Origin of the sequence: Cobetia sp. Ld8, from assembly GCF_045066615.1 — a bacterium.
Taxonomy (GTDB): domain Bacteria; phylum Pseudomonadota; class Gammaproteobacteria; order Pseudomonadales; family Halomonadaceae; genus Cobetia; species Cobetia amphilecti.
This window is the reverse complement of record NZ_JBISHF010000007.1, coordinates 1,322,347-1,341,704: the sequence shown is the minus strand read 5'-3', so window position 1 is coordinate 1,341,704 and position 19,358 is coordinate 1,322,347. Positions and strand designations below refer to the sequence as shown.

15 protein-coding genes are annotated in these 19,358 nt (G+C 58.1%); 12 read left to right on the top strand and 3 right to left on the bottom strand.

Translation table 11 applies throughout. From position 1 onward, the window contains the following. Nucleotides 1–65 precede the first annotated feature (65 nt). The 12 genes from ACJJV2_RS10425 (at nucleotide 66) to ACJJV2_RS10370 (ending at nucleotide 14,956) form a co-directional block, all read left to right on the top strand. Entirely contained in the window at nucleotides 66–260 is a 195-nt protein-coding gene (locus ACJJV2_RS10425; RefSeq protein ID WP_043334054.1) for a CsbD family protein, read from the top strand. Nucleotides 261–934: 674 nt separating this feature from the next. Then, complete coding sequence (locus ACJJV2_RS10420) at nucleotides 935–1,966, top strand: LacI family DNA-binding transcriptional regulator (RefSeq protein ID WP_054555839.1); 1,032 nt, start codon at nucleotides 935–937, stop codon at nucleotides 1,964–1,966. Nucleotides 1,967–2,341: 375 nt separating this feature from the next. Next, nucleotides 2,342–3,481 (top strand): Gfo/Idh/MocA family oxidoreductase, encoded by a 1,140-nt coding sequence (locus ACJJV2_RS10415; protein ID WP_347421054.1) that lies wholly within the window; start codon nucleotides 2,342–2,344, stop codon nucleotides 3,479–3,481. A 138-nt stretch (nucleotides 3,482–3,619) separates the two neighbouring features. Further along, nucleotides 3,620–5,347, top strand: coding sequence for an L-arabinonate dehydratase (araD, locus tag ACJJV2_RS10410; RefSeq protein ID WP_215824244.1), 1,728 nt, complete (start codon nucleotides 3,620–3,622; stop codon nucleotides 5,345–5,347). Nucleotides 5,348–5,467: 120 nt separating this feature from the next. Beyond that, nucleotides 5,468–6,424: an SMP-30/gluconolactonase/LRE family protein gene (locus ACJJV2_RS10405; protein WP_347421055.1), complete on the top strand. Its 957-nt coding sequence runs from the start codon at nucleotides 5,468–5,470 to the stop codon at nucleotides 6,422–6,424. Between the two features lie 72 nt (nucleotides 6,425–6,496). Beyond that, nucleotides 6,497–7,279 (top strand): HpcH/HpaI aldolase/citrate lyase family protein, encoded by a 783-nt coding sequence (locus tag ACJJV2_RS10400; protein WP_225347889.1) that lies wholly within the window; start codon nucleotides 6,497–6,499, stop codon nucleotides 7,277–7,279. Between the two features lie 62 nt (nucleotides 7,280–7,341). Next, nucleotides 7,342–8,106 (top strand): SDR family NAD(P)-dependent oxidoreductase, encoded by a 765-nt coding sequence (locus ACJJV2_RS10395; protein WP_192837993.1) that lies wholly within the window; start codon nucleotides 7,342–7,344, stop codon nucleotides 8,104–8,106. Between the two features lie 419 nt (nucleotides 8,107–8,525). Continuing rightward, nucleotides 8,526–10,376 (top strand): 3D-(3,5/4)-trihydroxycyclohexane-1,2-dione acylhydrolase (decyclizing), encoded by a 1,851-nt coding sequence (gene iolD, locus ACJJV2_RS10390; protein WP_131431787.1) that lies wholly within the window; start codon nucleotides 8,526–8,528, stop codon nucleotides 10,374–10,376. Nucleotides 10,377–10,475: 99 nt separating this feature from the next. Further along, nucleotides 10,476–11,678: a Gfo/Idh/MocA family protein gene (locus ACJJV2_RS10385; RefSeq protein ID WP_054555846.1), complete on the top strand. Its 1,203-nt coding sequence runs from the start codon at nucleotides 10,476–10,478 to the stop codon at nucleotides 11,676–11,678. A 143-nt stretch (nucleotides 11,679–11,821) separates the two neighbouring features. After that, on the top strand, nucleotides 11,822–12,730 hold the full coding sequence (locus tag ACJJV2_RS10380; protein ID WP_347421056.1) for a TIM barrel protein: 909 nt from the start codon (nucleotides 11,822–11,824) through the stop codon (nucleotides 12,728–12,730). Nucleotides 12,731–12,894: 164 nt separating this feature from the next. Next, the gene (locus ACJJV2_RS10375) at nucleotides 12,895–14,400 is read left to right on the top strand and encodes a sugar porter family MFS transporter (protein WP_082388443.1); all 1,506 of its coding nucleotides are present in this window, start codon (nucleotides 12,895–12,897) and stop codon (nucleotides 14,398–14,400) included. 160 nt (nucleotides 14,401–14,560) lie between these two features. Next, on the top strand, nucleotides 14,561–14,956 hold the full coding sequence (locus tag ACJJV2_RS10370; protein WP_347421057.1) for a VOC family protein: 396 nt from the start codon (nucleotides 14,561–14,563) through the stop codon (nucleotides 14,954–14,956). A 152-nt stretch (nucleotides 14,957–15,108) separates the two neighbouring features. Here the strand turns inward: ACJJV2_RS10370 and ACJJV2_RS10365 are convergent, their stop codons facing one another. The 3 genes from ACJJV2_RS10365 to ACJJV2_RS10355 all read right to left on the bottom strand — a co-directional run bounded on the left by ACJJV2_RS10365 (nucleotide 15,109) and on the right by ACJJV2_RS10355 (nucleotide 19,186). Next, complete coding sequence (locus tag ACJJV2_RS10365) at nucleotides 15,109–16,578, bottom strand: sugar porter family MFS transporter (RefSeq protein WP_192837997.1); 1,470 nt, start codon at nucleotides 16,576–16,578, stop codon at nucleotides 15,109–15,111. A gap of 191 nt (nucleotides 16,579–16,769) precedes the next feature. Further along, nucleotides 16,770–17,600, bottom strand: coding sequence for a sugar phosphate isomerase/epimerase (locus ACJJV2_RS10360; RefSeq protein ID WP_215824250.1), 831 nt, complete (start codon nucleotides 17,598–17,600; stop codon nucleotides 16,770–16,772). Nucleotides 17,601–17,680: 80 nt separating this feature from the next. Then, a complete protein-coding gene (locus ACJJV2_RS10355; RefSeq protein WP_192837999.1) occupies nucleotides 17,681–19,186 on the bottom strand; it encodes a CoA-acylating methylmalonate-semialdehyde dehydrogenase in 1,506 nt (501 codons plus the stop codon). Nucleotides 19,187–19,358: the final 172 nt, after the last annotated feature.

The following is a 19,358-nucleotide window of genomic DNA, read 5'->3' as shown; positions in this document are numbered from 1 at the left end:
AGCATGTGACTGGTCATTGGTTGATTTTTATTTGTCGCATTATCTATTTGATTTAGGAGACTGCCATGAATAGTGATATCGCCGAAGGTAAGTGGAAGCAACTCAAAGGTAAGGTCCGCGAAGGTTGGGGAGAGCTTACAGATGAAGATGTCGACGAAATTGCGGGTCGCAAGGAGCACTTTGTCGGGAAGGTTCAAGAGCGTTATGGCATGAACAAAGAAGACGCTGAAAAGGAATGGAATAAATTGTCTGATTCGTGAAGTTTTTTAATATATATTCCATGTTACCGATGCTTGCGCTTTGCAGGCATCGGTTTTTTGTGTCTGAGCTCCAGCAATCAGAGCAGCACGCATGGTATACAGGGGTTTAGAACATTCTCTCGAGAATACTTGGGATGGCTATTCGATAGCCGAGGCGCTGTCGGGAATGGTCATTCCGTTTGTCGACACACCTTGCGTAGCTCAGTATTACTGACATTCTTGGAGACTGCCCCTTGGAGAAGTACTGGCGTGTCAAGCCATTGATATTCTCCTTGGTCCCTCGCCGGGTGGGGCTATAGAGGGCATAGCAATACATTTACTGTCAAAGCCCTTTGCGACATCTTCGTGATTGGCGACCTCCGAGTCGTATCCAGGGTCATCGTCTGGGGGTACCGCGAAGAGGCTCCAACAACCGATGCATCGGCTGTTGCGTCAGTTCTACTGTGGTCCTGAGCCGTCGTGCTGCCAGAGATAGTCGCCAGGGTCGTGTTATCGAAAGGCAGCTATTGACTCCCTGGTGGCACACGTCAAAGCCAACGTGATATGGCTGTATTCTTCATCATGCGCCTGCTGCATGCTTGCGTGATCCGCGGTATGGTCGGCCAATGATTATCCAATGTGGGGTGGAATGCCTTGATGAGATGTTGAGCATTGAGCCCCGTTAGGGAGTGAGCATGAAGAAGTCCGAGGACATATCCTCATCCAAGCGTGTCACCATCACTGAAGTTGCCAAGGAGGCCAACGTCTCGATTGCGGCGGTCTCTCGGGCAATGAATCCTGAAGGCAGCAGCTCCCCCGAGATGCGTAGCCGGATCCTGGCGGTAGCCGAGCGAATGGGGTACAAGCCGAATCGTCTGGCACGAGGCATCAAGTCGCAATCCAGCCTGATCGGGATTCTCGTGACCAATTTCGAGAACCCTGTCTACCTGGCGATACTCAGCGAATTTTCTGCTGCGATTCAGCGGCATAACTGCCACACCTTGTTGATCAACGTGAATACCGAGAAAAGCATCTCGGAGGCTGTCTCGTTGGTGATGGAATATCATGTCGATGCCTTGATCGTCACTTCTGCATCGGTGCCGCCGGAGTTGGTCGAGGCCTGTGCGAAGCAGAATACGCCTGTGGCCATATTCGGGCGTGATGGAGAAGACTCCGGCGCCTGTGTGGTGACCTGTGACGATGTCGAGATGGGGCGCATGGCAGCAGATCATCTCATTGATCTCGGTTATCGTCGGCTGGCCTATGTGGGGGCGTCGACCAAGGAGCAGGCCACGCTGGATAGAAAGCGTGGCTTCATCGAGCGGCTGGAGCAGCGCGGGCTGACCTTGCATGGCGTGGGGGAAGGGCATCGCCACAGCTACGATGCGGGTTATGAAGCTACCTGTGAGTTGTTCGCAGAGGCGGAGGTCATTCCTGATAGCATCTTCTATTTTGACGATATCATGGCATGTGGCGGCATGGACGCCATACGTCATGAGTTCTCGCACCGCATACCACAGGATATCGGTATCGTCGGGGTGGATGACATTCGCTTTGCCTCAAGCAAATCCTATGATCTGACGACGATCTGCCAGCCATTCACGGAAATGGTCAACAAGACGGTGTCGTTGTTGTTCGCGCGCATCAAGCAAGGTGGCATGGCGCCCAGTCGGGTCATCATGCCGTGTCAGATCACGCAACGCGGGTCGACTCGTCACGTCAACTGACACGCGCACTGCAGAACGCTTGATAGTTTTCTCGTGAAATCTTCTCTGGTGGCGGAGCAGCACTCTCTTGGTAGTCCGCCTGGAATACTGGCGATTCGTTGGCACATCGGTGGATTTTCGTTCTTTCTCGTCCCTTGGTCTAAATGGCTTTGAAAACATTTTCAAAGCCGGTTTGGCTGCGCTAGGCTGCTTGATATGCAGCGTACCAAAGCCAAGGAAAAGCCCCTGTGGTACGCGATAGAACAATAACGCCATCCACGCCTGAAGCCGAGACGCCCAATGACTCAGCAGACACCGCCCTCATTCGATCACCGTTCAAGCTCACAGCAGACAGCGGAACACCAGTCGAGCACTTTGGCCCCCAAAGTGCTGCGCATGGGGATGATCGGGGGAGGCGTTCAGTCTTTCATCGGTCAGGTCCATCGTGCGGCGGCGCAGATGGATGGACGGTATCGTGTCGTCGCCGGTGCGCTGTCATCGAATCCCGAGCGTGCTCGCCAGCAGGCGGAACAACTCAACATCGCACGTGGTTATGGCGATGGTGAATCACTGCTACGCGAGGAAGCTGCCCGCGAAGATGGTGCTGAGGTGATCGCCATTCTCACGCCCAACGATAGTCACTTCGTCCTGGCCAAGCTGGCTCTGGAGCTGGGCTTTCATGTCGTCTGTGAAAAGCCGCTGGTCAATGATCCGGCTCAGGCTCGCGAGCTTGAAGCGATTGCCGAGCGGGCAGGGCTGCGCTTCTGCATGGCCTATGGCTATACCGGTTATCCCATGGTGCGTCAGGCACGCGCCATGATCGAGAATGGCGAGCTCGGTGAAATCCGTCAGCTGCAGTGTGACTACGTTCAGGGGCACCTGGCCTGCCTGACGGATGCGGAAAAGGCAGGCCACGACTGGCATATGGACCCCGCCATCGCGGGGGAGTCGATGATACTCAATGATATCGCGACCCACGCCTTTCATATGCTCGAGTATGTTTCCGGGCTTGAGACCAGTGAATTGAGTGCCGATGTCACGGCCAGCGTGGCCGGACGCGAAGCGCACGATAATGCCAACGTAATGTTGCGCTATGGCAATGGTGCCCGCGGCCTGATGTGGATTACCCAGGCGGCTGCCGGCGCCGAGCATGGCCTGAGCTTCCGGATCTTCGGCAGTCTCGGGGGGCTCGAATGGCATCAGGAAACCCCCAATCAGCTCCTGTTCCGCCGTCTTGATGGCGCTCCTGTGCTGCTCTCCAAAGGGGCAGCGGGACTTCATGAAGCCTCCACGCGCATCTCTCGTGTGGCCTTTGGACACCCCGAAGGTTATCGCGAAGCCTTTTCTTCCCTGTATAGCGACCTCCATGAGGACATCACTGCCTGCCAGCAGGGGACTGAGCCGCACCCATTGGCCTGCTGGTATCCCGACCTGCGCAGTGGTGTGCGTGGTGTCGAGTTCGCCGCCACCGCGCTCGACTCCAGTCGACGAAATGGCGATTGGGTGTCTCTCCCATCATGGCGGACAGTCAATTGACGCGCTGATTCGGCTGTGGAATTGAGATAGCCAATGCCACTTCATTCAGGAATGACGCAATGACGGGCCGCCCTCGAGGCAGCCGGTGCGGATTCTGCTACGCCATTGTTCGGTCAATTACGTTGTAAGGAGTACGGGATGAACAGGAAAGGGGTCGACGATCTGCGCAGTAATCGCTGGTTCAAGCAGGATGATCTGCGCTCTTTCGGGCATCGCTCTCGCGTCAAGCAGATGGGTTACTGGGGAGAGGAGTTCGTCGGCAAGCCGGTGATCGCCATCATCAATACCTGGAACGACCTCAATACCTGCCATTCTCACTTTCCTGAGCGGGTCAAGGATATCAAGCGTGGTATCACGGCAGCGGGGGGCTTTGCTGTCGAACTGCCTGCCATGTCATTGGGTGAGCAATTGATGAAACCCAGCGCCATGATGTATCGCAACATGCTGGCCATGGAAGTCGAGGAATTGCTGCGCAGCTACCCCGTGGATGGCGCCGTGGTCATGGGCGGGTGTGACAAGACCACGCCGGGCGTGCTCATGGGCGCGATCTCCATGAATCTGCCGACCATCTATGTCCCCGCTGGTGCCATGCTGCGCGGCAATTACCGTGGTCAGGTGTTGGGGAGCGGTACGGATGTCTGGAAGTACTGGGATGAGCGACGTATCGGCAACGTCAGTCAGAGTGACTGGAACGAGATCGAGAATGGGATTGCCCGCTCTCCGGGCACTTGCATGACCATGGGCACGGCGGCAACGCTGATGTCGATCGGTGAATCGCTGGGCATGAGCCTGCCGGGGGCCTCAAGCATCCCCGCGGTGGACGCCAATCACAACCGTATGTGCTACGCCAGCGGCAAGCGAGCGGTGGAAATGGTCTGGGAAGATCTCAAGCCGACCGATGTCATGAGCGAGGCCTCCTTTGATAACGCGATTGCTGTCGACATGGCGATCGGTGGTTCGACCAACGCCATCATCCACATCGTGGCCATGGCACGTCGTCTCGGAATCACGCTGCCGATGGAGCGCTTCAACGAGATATCGCGTCGTGTGCCGCTGGTGCTGAACCTCAAGCCTTCCGGCGAATATCTGATGGAAGACTTCTTCTATGCCGGAGGGCTTCCGGCGCTGATGACGAACATCGGCAGTGAGCTGAAGCTCTCCGCGATGACCGTGACCGGCCGCACCCTGGGCGACAACATCGAAGGCGCCAAGGTCTGGCGCCCGGAAGTCATTCTCCCGCTGGACACGCCGGTCAATGCCTCGGGCGGGACTGCCGTACTGACCGGCAGCCTGGCGCCGAAGGGGGCCATCATCAAGCCGACCGCGGCGGACCCTCGTCTGCATGTTCATCAAGGGCCTGCCTATGTGTTCGAGAATATCGCCGACCTCAAGGCGCGTATCGATGATGAAGACCTCCCGGTCACGGCTGACAGCATCATCGTGCTCAAGAATGGCGGACCGGTGGGCGGCCCCGGCATGCCGGAGTGGGGCATGATGCCGATTCCGGCCAAGCTGCTGAAACAGGGCGTGCGCGACATGCTGCGTATCTCCGACTCGCGCATGAGTGGCACCAGCTACGGGAGCTGCATTCTGCATGTGGCGCCGGAAGCCGCCGTCGGCGGCCCGTTGGCCATCGTCAAGACCGGCGACATCATCGCCGTGGATGTCCCCAATCGGCGGCTGGACCTGATGGTCGATGATGAGGAGATCCAACGTCGACTGGCAGATTGGCAGCCGCCCAAGGACCGGCACCCTCATGGCTATGCCTCTCTCTACAAATCGCATGTCACCCAGGCGGATGAAGGCTGTGACTTCGACTTTGCCAATGGTGCCCCTGGCAGTACTCCTGAGCCCGATATCTATTGAGCGCCGCTGCCTGAAGCAGGGAGATAAGGTCGAGGGTATCGGGGGCAGAGAGATAGAAGGTGTAAGCCCGCAGGGGTATCCACGCATGTGCCGTAGCCATCGTCGACGGGAGTCCAGGAAATGGCGGAAATCGAACTGTTGATAGAGAGCCGGGCGGAATTGGGTGAATCCCCGGTCTGGGATGCCAGTCGCAACAGCCTGTTATGGGCGGACCTTTATGCCCCGGCGATCGAGCGCTACTGCCTGAGTGATGGCAAGCGAGAGCGTCGCGTGCTGCCAGAGACCTTGGGTGCCTTCGGGCGCTGTGCCGATGGGCGTTTGATCGTTGCCATGCGTTCGGGTATCCATCTGCTCGATTTCGAGTCGGGTGCACTGGAGTTCCTGGCCTGCCCACCCGGTGAGCCGTTGGCTGGCACGCGCTTCAATGACGGCAAGGTCGCACCGAATGGACAGTTCGTGATCGGCACTATGGATGAAGCGAGCCGCTCCCGGCCGTTGGGGCATTTCTACTCGGTCACGCCTGCGGGCGAGACACATCGTCTGCAGTCAGGCCTCATTGTCGCCAATGGACTGGCCTGGAGTGCTAATGGACGGCGCATGCATTTTGCGGATACGCGGCGCGACACGATCCATGTCGCGGACTACTGCCCGGAAAATGGTGTCATGGGAACGCCGCGAGTGTTTGCCGAGACCCAGCCTGCACTGCACGGTCGCCCCGACGGTGGGGCGATGGATATGGCGGGAGGCTACTGGAGTGCAGGTGTCTTTGGCGGAGTCCTCAATTATTGGGATGCCCAGGGACGTCTGGCGCGCCAGGTCCGCCTGCCATGTCCCGGCCCGACCATGCCGTGCTTTGGCGGGGCCGATATGACAACGCTTTACGTGACCACCTTGCGCAAGGGCATGAGCCCTGAGGCACTGGCCGCAGCCCCCTTGTCTGGCAGTGTCTTCGCGCTGGAGGTCGAGGTGCCGGGTGTCCCCATCGCCACCTTTGCCTCTCGCTCTCCAGCATCACCCGACGTGCTGAATGGAGAACGCTCACCCTCCCTGGACACGACCCGTGAACCTCACGCGTGACTGACCTTGTGGCTGCTCTTGTGCCCCGTCCCTTGTGACCTCCACCGTTGATGAATTCCAGAGGGAGACCCCATGCGCCTCAATCGCCTCAAGCAACGCATTGCCCAAAAAGAGGGCGTCGTGAATGGCTGGCTCTCCATGCCGTGTGCCTTCTCGGCAGAGATCATGGCCCATCAGGGCTGGGACAGCCTGACCATCGACATGCAGCACGGGGTGATCGATTACAGCGATCTGCTGCCGATGCTGACGGCCATCTCCACCACTGACACCGTCCCGCTTGTCCGGGTGCCAAGTCTGGAGCCGGGGTTGATCATGAAGGTGCTGGATGCGGGGGCCTATGGCGTGATCGCGCCTTTGATCAATACGGCCGATGACGCCAGGGCACTGGTGGCCGCCTGTCGTTATCCCCCGCTGGGGATGCGCAGCTTCGGCCCTCATCGCGCCATGCTGTATGGCGGAGCGGATTATGCGAAGCATGCCAATGACGAGATGCTGGTGCTGGGCATGATCGAGACCAGCGAAGGCGTGGCGAACCTGGAAGAGATTCTGGCCGTCGAGGGGCTGGATGGCATCTATATCGGCCCTGCGGATCTGGCGTTGTCACACGGGCACACACCTGGGTTCGATCACGGTGATGGCCCCATGGATATCTTGATCGACGAGATTGTCGCACGGGCTCGGCAGCACGGCAGCGTCATCGGCATTCACAACGGCAGTGCCGCGCATGCGCGACGGATGTTGGCGCGTGGCTGTGATCTGGTCACGGTCGGAGCCGATACACGTCTGTTGATGGCAGGGGCACAGGCAGTACTGAAGGACATGGAGCGCAGCGCGAATCATTGTGAAGGCTATTGAATGCACCTGGCCGTGGCAGTCGTTCGCCTGAGCCAGCGATACGCTATCAGAGGAGAGGCAAAATGAATCAGTTCGCACGTTATCCCAGCCTGGAAGGCCGGCATGTCTTCATCAGTGGCGGCGCCAGCGGCATCGGCGCGACCTTGGTAGAGCATTTCTGTGAGCAGCAGGCGCGAGTGAGTTTCATCGATATCGATGATGCCTCAGGCGAGGCCCTGGCGGCGCGTCTGACCGATCAGGGAGGAGAGGTGCATTACCGACATTGCGATGTGACTGACATCCAGCAGCTGCGCACGGTCATCGAGGCTGCAGCAGATGAGTGGGGGCCGATAGGGGCCCTGGTCAACAATGCCGCGCGTGATACCCGGGTACCGCTCACGGAGCTGGATGTCGAGACATGGGATGACCTTCAAGCCACCAATCTTCGCCATGTGGTGTTTGCCTGTCAGGCAGTCTTTGCCGGGATGCAGGCGGCGGGCGGCGGGTCGATCATCAATTTCAGCTCGCCCAGCTTCCTGCGTCGCTCGCGGGACATCTCGGCCTATTCGAGCGCGAAGGCGGCCACCATCGGTCTGACGCGCACCTTGTCGCGTGACATGGGAGATGCGGGGATTCGCGTCAATACCGTGCTGCCGGGGTGGATCATTACCGAGCGTCAGAAGGCGCTGTGGTGGAATCCCGAGCTGGAGAAGCAGGTATTGGAAAATCAGAGCCTGCACCAGCGGGTACAGCCCGAGGATGTGGCTCGGATGGTGTTGTTCCTGGCAGCGGATGACAGTCGCATGATGACGGCCCAGACCTATATCGTGGATGGTGGCCTCGTCTAGCCATGCTGAAGTGGTCATGGCGTTTTCGCAGAGCGTTTTGGGAGGCTGCGTTTTGCATGCATCACTCCCCATGAAGCGCTTTTCGTGCCAGCGCCACTGGCAACGAGATGGCGGCTTTCGCCGGAGTGGTATCGAGTGCTCCTTGGGATGATCAATAGGATAAGGGTGATCGAAGCGACAGTTTTATAGGCTGCTTCAATCATGCCAAGACATCCTTATTGAACTTTGATCCAAGGAAAGCACTTTTTTTGAAAATGAGGGTGAAAACGTTTTCAAGCGCTGCTAGTGTCTTTTCAAACGGCGAAGAATTCAGCGCTGACCATCATTTTCCTACGTCATCATCACTGAGCTTCAGGTGCGGATTTTTCGACCTGAATGCACACAATAAAACAACGCCATATGCTCGTCGGGAGAGAGGAATGAAAACGATAAAATTGACCGTCTCCGAAGCCATCGCCAGATACCTGGCGGCGCAGAAGATTGAACTTGATGGCAGTGTCGAGACCTTGTTCGGTTGCGGGTTCGCCATCTTTGGCCACGGTAACGTGACCTGTCTGGGGCAGCAGCTGCACAACATCCAGGACACGATCCCGATCTGGCGCGGCCAGAATGAGCAGTCCATGGCGGTTGCCGCCGTTGCCTACGCCAAGGCCAACAAGCGCCAGCGCATCGGGATCGCCAGCACCTCCATCGGGCCGGGTGCCACCAACATGATCACGGCTGCGGGTATTGCGCACACCAACCGCCTTCCGTTGCTGATGTTCGCCGGCGATGCCCATGTCTCACGCCTGCCAGACCCGGTGCTGCAGCAGGTCGAGCATGCCCATCAACCAGGCCTGAGCGTCAATGATGCCTTCAAGCCCGTCACTCGCTATTGGGATCGCATCACTCATCCCGCACAGATCATGCAGTCCTTGCCGACAGCGATCGCGACGCTGACGGATCCCGCCAATTGCGGGCCGGTCATGATTTCATTGCCACAGGATATTCAGGGCGTTGCCTATGACTATCCAGAGGCGCTCTTCGAAGAATGCATCCATCATATTCGTCGTCCGGAAGCCGATACGCGTGCTGTACAGGATGCCATTTCCCTGCTGGAAAAGGCGGAGAAGCCGCTGATCATCGCTGGCGGTGGCGTTCATTATTCCGAAGCCAATCAGTTGCTGGCCGACTTTGCACAACGTCGTAATATTCCGGTGGTCGAGACGATTGCGGGCCGTTCTTCGCTGCTGCAATCCCACCCCTGCAATATCGGCCCGATTGGTGTGACTGGCTCGAATTCCGCCAATGCCATGGCGGCACAATGTGATGTGCTGGTGGCCATTGGCACACGCCTGCAGGACTTCACCACCGGATCCTGGTCGGTGTTTCGTAATCCAGCGCTGAAGATCGTGTCAGTCAACGTGGCGCATATGGATGCCATCAAGCATCGCGCCATGGCGGTCATCGGCGATGCTCGCCACACGCTGGAGCGTCTTGATTCCGGGTTGGGTGAATGGCAAGCCGATCAGCGCTGGCTGGAAAAGGGCCAGGCTGAGGTCGCCGAGTGGAAATCCCTGTGCGCCAACCGTGGCGAGATCACGCCCGGCGAGATGGCGTCCTACGCCCAGGTCATTGCCAGCGTCAATGCGGTGCAGGAACCCGGCGATACCGTGCTGACTGCCGCCGGTGGCTTGCCGGCAGAGCTCAACATGAACTGGCAGAGCAAGCAGCTCGGCAAGTTCGATATCGAGTTCGGCTTCTCCTGCATGGGATATGAAGTGGCGGGCGGCTGGGGCGCCAAGATCGCCAATCCCGACAACGAGGTCGTGGTCCTGGTCGGCGATGGCTCCTACATGATGATGAATTCCGACATCTACAGCTCGGTGCTGACGGGCCACAAGATGATCGTGCTGGTGTGTGACAACGCCGGGTTTGCGGTCATCAACAAGCTGCAGAACAACAGTGGCAATCCGTCCTTCAACAACATGCTGGCCGATTGTCGCAGCCAGGCCGATGAGCTGGTACGCGTCGACTTCCTCAAGCATGCCCAGTCGCAAGGTGCCTATGGTGAGCACCTGAGTGACATCAGTGATTTCCGGGCCGCCTACCAGCGCGCCAAGGAGAGCCCGCGGACCTACGTCATCGTGGTGGATATCGATTCCAGCAAGTGGTCTTCCTGTGACTGCTGGTGGGATGTGGGGCTACCCGAAGTCGTCCGCGAGGACGTGGATGAAGCGCAGGTCACCGCCATGAATGCCGGCCGTGTCCATCAGCGTCGCGGGCTCTGATTCTGCGTGAGGCCTGGCGCACACCGCAACGGGCCTCATGAACACGCTTGGAATGACAACGCCAATTACCAGCACCCATGCATTTGCAGGAGAACCCTGATGTTCAATGAAGAACACAATATCGCACCGCTGCGCTGGGCCATGGTCGGTGGTGGCCGTGGCAGTGAAATCGGCCACGCCCATCGTGCTGCTGCCCATCGTGACAACTTGTTCCAGCTGGTCGCCGGTGCCTTCGATCTCGACGCTGAACGCGGGCGTGAATTCGGCACCAACCTGGGACTCGATCCAGAGCGTTGCTACCCGGATTACGCCAGCCTGTTCGAGGCCGAAGCTGCTCGCGAGGACGGCATTCAGGCGGTCAGCATCGCCACGCCCAACAGCACCCACCATGCCATCAGCCTGGCAGCGCTCAAGGCCGGTCTGCATGTGATCTGCGAAAAGCCGGTGACCTTCACGGTTGCCGAGGCCGAGGAGCTCAAGGCCGAAGCACAGGCGCGCGGTCTGGTCTTCGGTGTCATGTATGGCTATAGCGGCTATCAGATGCTGCACCAGGCCCGTGCCATGGTGCAGTCGGGTGAGCTGGGGCAGATCCGCATGGTCAACATGCAATTCGCTCATGGCTTCCATAGCCAGCCGGTCGAACAGGTCAGCAGCGGCGCCAAGTGGCGTACCAGTCCTGCCGTTTCCGGGCCGACTTATGTGCTGGGGGATCTCGGGACGCACATCTTCTATGCCGGCCAGTTCATCACCGGACTCAAGGTCGAACGCCTGATGTGCCACCGCCAGAGTTTCGTGGCCTCGCGTGCGCCGCTGGAAGACAACGCCCAGGTGTTGCTCCAGTACCAGAACGGCGCGGTGGGGTCGCTTTGGGCCAGCGCCGTGAACGCGGGTTCCATGCACCAGCAGAAGATTCGCGTGGTGGGAGAGAAGGCCAGTATCGAGTGGTGGGATGAGTATCCCAACCAGTTGCGTCTGGAAGTGCAGGGCGAGCCGGCCCGCATTCTCGAGCGTGGCATGGGCTATCTCGCCGAAGGCGACAGCGCCGTGAACAGCAATCGCATCGGCGGCGGCCACGCGGAAGGCTTCTTCGAATCCTGGGCCAATGTCTATCACCGCTATGCACTCGCCATGCAGGGCGCCGAAGCGCGCCGTGATGGCAGAAGTACCCAGCATCTCGGTCTGTCAGAGCAGGAGTTGGAGTCGCTCTGGTTCCCCAATATCGACGCCGGTATCGAAGGTGTGCGGTTGCTGGAGTGCTGTGTGGAATCGTCTGACAACGAGAATCGCTGGGTCGCGTTCTGACCTGACTGCCGGCATCTGGAGCGCCTCACTCTGACGCTATCACCGCCATGGATTGGCGGTTGCTGTGAGGTCGCTTCGCCAATGCGCTACTGACGATGGTTATTTCAAAAGACAACGACAACGCCAAAGAGAAGGACATCCTCATGCAAATCAAGCTTTCCAACGCGCCGTGTTCCTGGGGTATCGAGTTTGCCGACAATCCCGCCAACCCCAGCTGGCAGACCGTACTGGATGAGATCGCCGGCGCCGGCTTCAAGGCGACGGAGCTGGGTCCGCTCAACTATCTGCCGACCGAGCAGGCAGCACTGGCGTCCGCGTTGGACAGCCGAGGGCTCGAGCTGATCGCCAGTACCATCTTCAAGCATCTACATGACGCGTCACGTCGTCAGGAAATCCTGGATTACACCCGCGCGACCTGTGAAGTGCTCAAGCCGCAGCAGGGCAACTATATGGTCATCATCGATCACGTCAGCTCGCCGCGCACCGATGAGGCTGGCCAGCAGGAAACCGCGACACGTCTCAATGATGAGCAATGGAACGAGATGATGGTCACTATCCGCCAAGTGGCTGAAATCTGTCAGGAATATGACGTGATGCCGGTGCTTCACCCGCATGCCGGCACCTATATCGAGTATCGTGATGAAGTCGATCGCGCCATGAAAGAGCTGGACTCTGACCTGGTCAAGCTGTGCATCGACACTGGCCATTGCACCTATGCCGGGATCGACCCCGCCGAGCTGATTCGCACCTACGGCGAGCGCGTCGCCTATATCCACTTCAAGGATATTCAGGCGCCGGTGCTGGAAAACGTGGTTAAGGATGGCATCGACTTCTATACCGCCATCGGCCAGGGCGTGTTCTGCCCGCTGGGCCAGGGCTGTGTCGACTTTGATGCGGTTCGCGAGAGTCTGGAATCCATCGGCTATCAAGGCTGGATCACCGTCGAGCAGGACGTGGACCCGACCAAGGACAACAGCGCGCTGGAAAATGCCCGCGAAAGTCGTGAATTCATTGAACGCAGCATTCTTGAAAAGGGCCTGGCGGAAGCCTGATCCGCATGAAGCCCTGTCGTCATCGCGCCAGAAGACGGCAGGGCACGGAAGATACCGCAATGACTTGTCTCGATAGCGTGGTGCGTCAGATGCCACGAGCACTCGAGCCACACCTGCCTCAGCAGTTCTCGTAATACTATAACAATCGATCACGAGAGGTCGTCATGCCCACTTCACACCCCGGTAGCGACACCGCTACCCCCTCAGCATCCACCGATTCCTCCTCACCCGACAATCAAGAAAAGCTGACGCCAGCGCAGCTTGTCTTCCTGATCAAGATCATTCTAGTGGCCGCCCTGGGTGGCCTGCTGTTCGGTTATGACACCGGCGTCATCTCCGGGGCCATCGGGCCCATCGCGCAGTATTTTGATCTGTCCGCCGCCGAGAAGGGCTGGGCAGTCTCATCTGTGGTCATCGGCTGTATCGGTGGCGCACTCATCGCCGGACGGCTGTCCATTGCCTATGGGCGCAAGGCCGTCTTTATGCTGTCAGCGTTGATGTTCACGGCGTCAGCACTGGGATCCGGCCTGGCGAGCACCTTTGATGCCTACATCTGGTGGCGCATTCTCGGCGGGATTGCCGTCGGCATGGCCAGTGTCATGGCACCGATGTATATCTCCGAGATGTCACCCGGGTATATGCGTGGGCGCACCGTCAGTCTGTTCCAGCAATCCGTGGTCTTTGGCCAGATGGTGGTGTTCTTCGTGAACTACTTCATAGCCAAGGGCATGGCGGAAACCTGGATCCTGAATCACGGCTGGCGCTGGATGCTGGGGTCTGAAGCGATCATTTCCATTCTGTTTGCGGTGCTGATTCCTTTCGTGCCGGAATCTCCACGTTGGTTGGTGCTGAAAGGGCGCCTGGACGATGCCCGCCGAGTCCTGGCGCGCTTCTATCATGGCGACGCCATTGAACGCACGCTGGGCGAGATCCAGAAATCCTTCCAGCACAATGAGAGCAAGCGTCACGCGTCGCTGCGTACCAAGGGGATGCTGGGGCTGGTGGCCATCGGGATCTTCATCGCTGCTGCTCAGCAACTGACCGGCATCAATGTGGTGATGTACTACGCACCGGATGTGTTGTCCGCTGTCACTTCCAGCAATGAAGATGCCCTGTTCCAGACCTCCATCATGGGGGTGACCTTCGTCGCCGGTAACCTGCTGGGCATGCTGCTGATCGACAAGGTCGGGCGTCGTCCGTTGTTGATTGCGGGGAGCCTTGGCAGCATTGTCGGCATGACCTTCCTGGGTGTCGTGATCGGCAATGGCGAACCGGGCATCAGTGCCTTGATCGCCCTGATCGTCTATGTCGTCTCGTTTGCCATCTCCTGGGGGTGTGTCTGCTGGACACTGGTCTCCGAGATATTTCCCAATGCCATTCGCGCACGAGCCATGTCACTGGCCGTGGCGGCGCAGTGGCTGCTGGGCTTCATCGTCACTCAGACCTTCCCGATGATGCGCCAGAGCGACTTCCTCAATGAACTCGTCGGTGGTGGATTCAGCTTCTGGCTCTACGCTGTCCTGACCTTCATCAGCTTGATGATCGTGCTGCGCTACGTGCCGGAAACCAAGGGCAAGACATTGGAGGAGCTCGAGAACATCACAGGCACTCGCTTGAGCAAGCGTCGCCGCCGTCTTGCTCGTCAGGGCTTGCCGCTGACCGCTGAGTAAGCCAGGAGCGCTCTGGACTGTTCATCAAGCCGTCGTTATCTACCCCCGCTGGCAATCTTCACGTGCTGGCGGGAGCATGTCTTGCACCGGGCACTATCGTTCTGCCCTGATACCGATGGCATGATCAAAGGACATCAAGCCACAGCCAGAGGACACATGGATGAAGCATAACGTCGCACGGTATGGCCTGATATTGAATACAGAGCGGTTCGATGAGTGTGTCGCGTTCTACCAGGGCCTTTTTGAACTGCCGCTTCTGTTCAATAAGGAGGATGGCGGTTTCAGGCTGATCTGCCTGGCCTATGGAGACGGATATTTGATGATCGAGCAGGGCGGAAGAGCGATTGAGGGAGGCAAGAGTCCCGAGCAAGGTAGCGCCAAGCTGCGCTTCAATGTCAGCGACATCGAAAAGGCCTTGGCGGAGGTCAGGGAATGGGGGATCGATGCCGAGATCGAAGAGACGCCCTGGGGGAGGACGATCCATCTGCATGACCCGGATGCTAATCGAGTAGGGATTCGAGATGAGGCCGGATTCGAGTGGCAGGTGTCGAGTTGAGTATCTCCCCAACTTCGGGGTGTTATCTGGTAGAGCGAGGGGGCTCGTTTTCCTGATGCTAAACACCTGCCCCTTGCGAGCCATCGCAAAATGATGGCAGGCAAGGGGCAGGTGTTACGACAAGTCAGTCTTACGATGGCGAGGGTAGAGTATCAACTGCTGGCATTGGCGCTTGCAAGCTCCCGGCGGCGCTTACTTAGACGTGTACCAGTAATATCTTCCAATTCTTCCAGCGTCTTGCCTTTGGTCTCGGGCACATAGCGCATCACGATCAGCATGCTGAGCAAAATCAAGACGGCATATAGCCAGAAACTGAAGCCAGTGCCGAAGGCCGAGTTGAGGAACTCACTCTGACGTAGCATGGGGAAGGATTGGGTGACCACAAACCCCATGAACCATTGAGCCGCCAGAGCGATGGCCATTGCACGGCCGCGGATGGCATTGGGGAAGATTTCTGACAGTAGCGTCCAGCATACGCAGCCCCAAGAGACAGCAAAGGAAACGACATAGACAATAAGCGCCAGTAGTGCGCCGTAGCCAATGGCATCGCGCGAAATGATCAGCCCGAGTGCGCACATACCGATCATGCTGCCAATGCTTCCCGCTATCAGCAGCGGACGGCGGCCGACCTTATCGATGAGTAGCATGCCCAGCAAATTCCCGCCCACGAAGGTCACACCCATGATGGAGGTTTGTAACAGCGCATCTTCACTGCTTGAAGTTACGGTGGAGAGGACTTCCGGCGCGTAATACATCACGACGTTGATTCCTGTCAGCTGCTGGGCGCAGGCCAAGAATGAGCCCAGCACCACTAAACCAAGCAGGCCACGCTCTTTGAGGCTGATGCGATTCTCCAGGGTGGCGTCACGATAGGAAGAGACGATTTCTTTCAGCGTGCTCTCGACACGAGAGGCAGGGGTAAATTTGGCCAACACTCCGCGTGCTTGTTCGTGTCGTCCACGGAGGACCAACCAGCGAGGTGATTCGGGAATGAACATCAACAGAATGGCAAACAACAGGGCGGGCAAGGCTTCTGATCCCAGCATCCAGCGCCAGCCATGCTCAATGATCCAGGCCTCTGCCATGCCCTTGGCAATGAAGTAATTCACGAAGAAAACGACCATCTGACCAAAGACGATCGATTGCTGGAAAAGGCTGACAGTGCGGCCTCGCAGGTGGCCTGGTGACATTTCTGATATGTACATCGGGGCGACGACACTTGCCAGGCCGACGGCCATACCACCGATGACTCGCCAGATACTGTAAACGGTGAAGTCCGTAGCTGTCGCTGAGCCAATGGCAGACAGGAAAAAGAGGATGGCAGCAATCAGGAAGGCCATACGCCTTCCGAATCGAATAGAGACCCAGCCTGCACAGATGGCGCCGCCGATACAGCCGATAACCACAGACGATACGGCCCAACCTTTCTCTGCTGGTGCTAATTGGAAGTAATCCGTGATGGGACCGATAGCACCTGAGATGACGCCGGTGTCATACCCGAATAGCAGTCCCCCTAGGGTTGCAATCAGCGTGATACGAATCAGATAGCCCAGTTGTCCTTTGGTCAGCCCCTGATGTTCGGAGCCGGTCTTGTGATGTGTCGATCCTGACGTGACTGGCATGCATGTCCTCCAGCGTCATGCTTGTGCAAGACGCGGTTGGCCAGGGTTCCGGCGGGTTGGCGTGGCCGGTCCTGATATTGTTCTGTTCTGAGGATGGACGTCTTGACGTTCTTGGCCCATGCGGGCCTATCCATCCTGACAAGACCGGAGCCAGCCATAAGGCTGACTCCGATATAGTGGGCACTATGAAGTTAGATTGCGGTAGCGGGGGCGAATTGCTCGCGGAGCGCTGTAACGCTCAGTGACAACTGATGTTCAAGCTTGGTGAGGTAGTCGCCCTCTTTGACAGGAGTGAAGGGGTCAGGGCCCATAGCTGGCGCCTCGATGATAATCGGCCCTGGATAACCCATTTTAGCCAGTTGTTCGAATTGTGGCTGCAGGGCGCTGTGGCCTTGGCCAATTCCGCCTCGATTGGAATCTGCGACGTGGTAAAGGCCGAGCTGCTGGCCGGTCTGCGCCAGTGCCTTCACAGGGTCGGCTTCCTCGATGTTCATGTGATAAGCGTCCAGCAACACTTTCAGCTGATCGCTGCCGACATCCTTGATCAGTTGGCGGCATTGCTCCCCAGTATTGATCAGGTGAGATTCGTAGCGGTTGAGCACTTCGAAAACCAAAGGTACCTGCCGCTCTGCAGCATAGGCACAGATTGGCCTGAGGAATTCAACGAGATAGCCGTATTCAGTGGCATGATCGCTACCTGCGGAGGGGCGGATGCGTCCCACCAACCCATGGAGTGATACTCGAGCACCGCCAATTGCATGCGCAAAATCAATAAGATCTCGGTAATACTTATCAGCGGCTTCCCGATCTGATGCATCCGGAGATGCCGGATCACAGTCACCCGGCGTCAGGGAAAAGACTTGCAGGTTGTGCTTCTGGCACAAGCCCAGTACATACTCGGGAGTAAAGCTTTCCAAGTCTCCGTGCAGCTCGACACCGTCAAACCCCAAGCGCGAGACGCGCTCAAAGGTATTTTCCAGAGAGATCGGGCCGAAAGTCCAAGTGCAGACACCTAGTTTCATGAATGACTCCATTGATCGCTATTGTTGTTGAAGGAAGTGAGTGCCCCCTGCCAGGATTAGATGTATGGCAGGGGGAGACATCAAAGTGTTGGCATCGTGAAGTGGCTTGTCTGCTCGCTTCTGAGTCCATCCGGCCAGCGAGTCGTTACGGCCTTCATGCGGGTATAGAAACGCACACCATCCGGGCCGTGCATGTGAAGCGGACCAAAGAGTGAGCGCTTCCAGCCGCCAAAGCTATGGAATGCCATCGGCACAGGGATGGGGACGTTTACGCCGACCATGCCGACCTGAATACGGGTGGTGTATTGGCGGGCAGCATCACCGTCGCGAGTGAAGATGGCCGTGCCATTGCCATACTCGTGGGCATTGATGAGGGAAATCGCCTCGTCGAGTGATTCCTGGCGAACCAGACACAAAACCGGCCCGAAAATTTCTTCGGCATAGATGCGCATATCTGGGCGCACATGATCAAAGAGGGTAGCGCCCACGAAATAGCCGTTCTCGTGCCCGGGAACCTTGATGTCACGGCCATCCACGACCAGCTCCGCACCTTGCTCGACACCGCTGTCGATGAACTCGATGACCTTGTCGGCATGCACGCGCGAGATCAGCGGTCCCATGTCATTTTCTTGCCCCTCGACTTCGCCGGGGCCAACTCGCAGGGTGGCCATCCGCTCGAGGATCTTGTCACGCAGTCGCTGAGCGGTTTGCTCACCGATCGGTACTGCTACGGAGATCGCCATGCAGCGCTCACCAGCGCTGCCGTACGCCGCTCCCATCAGAGCGTCTGCGGCCTGATCCAGATCGGCATCCGGCATCACGACCATATGATTCTTCGCCCCCCCCAGGGCCTGAACACGCTTGCCATGTGCAGAAGCTGTGGAATAGATGTATTCGGCGATCGGGGTGGAACCGACAAAGGAAACGGCCTCGACGCGCTCATCGGTCAGCAGGACATCGACGGCTTCCTTGTCCCCATTGACGACGTTGAATACGCCCGGCGGCAGTCCGGCTTCTGTCAGCAGTTCTGCCATGCGCAGCGGAGCAGAGGGATCTTTCTCCGAAGGCTTCATGATGAAGGTATTGCCGGTTGCCAGGGCAATGGGGAACATCCACATCGGTACCATGGCCGGGAAGTTGAACGGGGCGATGCCTGCGCAGACACCTAGCGGTTGCATCAGAGAGTGGCTGTCTACGCCGGTACCGACGTTAAGAGAGTGTTCACCTTTTTGAAGGTGAGGCATGCCACAGGCGAATTCGACGACTTCCATGCCGCGAGTCACCTCACCGAGCGCATCCGAATGCACTTTGCCGTGCTCACGCGAAATCAGTGTGGCGAGTTCGTCGCTATGCTTTTCCAGCAGTGCCTTGAAGCGGAACAGGATGCGTGAGCGCTTGAGGGCTGAGGTGTTGGACCAGCCGGGGAAGGCGGCGCTGGCGGCAGCAATGGCGGAGCGGGTTTCCTCGGCACTGGCCAGTGACACACTTGCGGACTGCTCGCCCGTGGCCGGGTTGTAGACTGGTGCATTACGACCGCTGTCGCCGGGTTGCGTTTGACCATTGATGAAGTGATGTAACTGTTGCATGAACGTGTCCTCGTGGAGAGTGGTATTGGCGCTGACTCAAGCGAAGTGATCTGAGTCGTGCGGGCTGTCTATGCAGCCTAGTGGCCTAGAGCCGGCTCCCTCCGTGCGCAGAGGAATAAGAACCGTTCTATTTGTTGAGCGCGGTTGCCACATCATCCCGGCCCAAATATTT

Excerpts from the sequence above, each read along its gene's own strand:
- iolD (WP_131431787.1), top strand. The coding sequence starts at position 8,526 with ATGAAAACGATAAAATTGACCGTCTCCGAAGCCATCGCCAGATACCTG.
- ACJJV2_RS10365 (WP_192837997.1), bottom strand. The coding sequence starts at position 16,578 with ATGCCAGTCACGTCAGGATCGACACATCACAAGACCGGCTCCGAACAT.
- ACJJV2_RS10395 (WP_192837993.1), top strand. The coding sequence starts at position 7,342 with ATGAATCAGTTCGCACGTTATCCCAGCCTGGAAGGCCGGCATGTCTTC.
- ACJJV2_RS10355 (WP_192837999.1), bottom strand. The coding sequence starts at position 19,186 with ATGCAACAGTTACATCACTTCATCAATGGTCAAACGCAACCCGGCGAC.
- ACJJV2_RS10385 (WP_054555846.1), top strand. The coding sequence starts at position 10,476 with ATGTTCAATGAAGAACACAATATCGCACCGCTGCGCTGGGCCATGGTC.
- ACJJV2_RS10400 (WP_225347889.1), top strand. The coding sequence starts at position 6,497 with ATGCGCCTCAATCGCCTCAAGCAACGCATTGCCCAAAAAGAGGGCGTC.
- ACJJV2_RS10370 (WP_347421057.1), top strand. The coding sequence starts at position 14,561 with ATGAAGCATAACGTCGCACGGTATGGCCTGATATTGAATACAGAGCGG.
- ACJJV2_RS10425 (WP_043334054.1), top strand. The coding sequence starts at position 66 with ATGAATAGTGATATCGCCGAAGGTAAGTGGAAGCAACTCAAAGGTAAG.
- ACJJV2_RS10415 (WP_347421054.1), top strand. The coding sequence starts at position 2,342 with ATGGGGATGATCGGGGGAGGCGTTCAGTCTTTCATCGGTCAGGTCCAT.
- ACJJV2_RS10420 (WP_054555839.1), top strand. The coding sequence starts at position 935 with ATGAAGAAGTCCGAGGACATATCCTCATCCAAGCGTGTCACCATCACT.
- ACJJV2_RS10375 (WP_082388443.1), top strand. The coding sequence starts at position 12,895 with ATGCCCACTTCACACCCCGGTAGCGACACCGCTACCCCCTCAGCATCC.
- ACJJV2_RS10360 (WP_215824250.1), bottom strand. The coding sequence starts at position 17,600 with ATGAAACTAGGTGTCTGCACTTGGACTTTCGGCCCGATCTCTCTGGAA.
- ACJJV2_RS10405 (WP_347421055.1), top strand. The coding sequence starts at position 5,468 with ATGGCGGAAATCGAACTGTTGATAGAGAGCCGGGCGGAATTGGGTGAA.
- araD (WP_215824244.1), top strand. The coding sequence starts at position 3,620 with ATGAACAGGAAAGGGGTCGACGATCTGCGCAGTAATCGCTGGTTCAAG.
- ACJJV2_RS10380 (WP_347421056.1), top strand. The coding sequence starts at position 11,822 with ATGCAAATCAAGCTTTCCAACGCGCCGTGTTCCTGGGGTATCGAGTTT.